A 522-nucleotide genomic window follows, 5' to 3' on the forward strand; every position below is an offset into this window, starting at 1 on the left:
GCGGGCAGGTCTTCCGGGGCGGGCGTTCCTGGGTTGTGGCTCGGTTCGGTGCCGGGCCCGGGCCTGGGTTCGGCCTCGGGTTCGGGTTCGGCACCCGGTCGGCCGGTGGCGGTGTCGGCCCCGGGTACGGCGAGCGCTCCCGGTCCTGCGGTGCAGGGCGCGCACCGGGCCGGGCCGAGCCAGCCGCGCGCCGGACCGGTGAGCGGGTGGCCGGCGGGGCATGCCGTACGCCAGGGCTCCTCCGGCTCGACGGCGAACCGGTAGGCGGCACGCGGGATCAGCAGTCCGGTGACGGCACCCCAGACCGCGGCGAGGGCGAGCAGCGCGGCGTCCACGGGACGACCCTAACGGGCCTCGGGAACAGGGGTCTTGGGCCCGAGGGCCCAGAGCGGCCGACCGGGGCCCAAGCGTCGCCGTTCGGGGTCCGGGCGCGTCCGCCGGGGGCTACGGTCGGTGCCCATGAGGACATGGCGCGATGGCGAGGGGACGCTCACGGTCAGCACGGATGCCGGGGGCGGGGAC

1 pseudogene is annotated in these 522 nt (G+C 77.8%); it reads right to left on the reverse strand.

Annotated features, from left to right (window positions below):
• Positions 1-335: pseudogene (locus JS521_RS37135) on the reverse strand (prepilin peptidase); the annotation flags it as partial.
• Positions 336-522 lie beyond the last annotated feature (187 nt).

Origin of the sequence: Streptomyces durocortorensis (assembly GCF_016901035.1) — a bacterium.
In the GTDB taxonomy this organism is placed as follows: domain Bacteria; phylum Actinomycetota; class Actinomycetes; order Streptomycetales; family Streptomycetaceae; genus Streptomyces; species Streptomyces durocortorensis.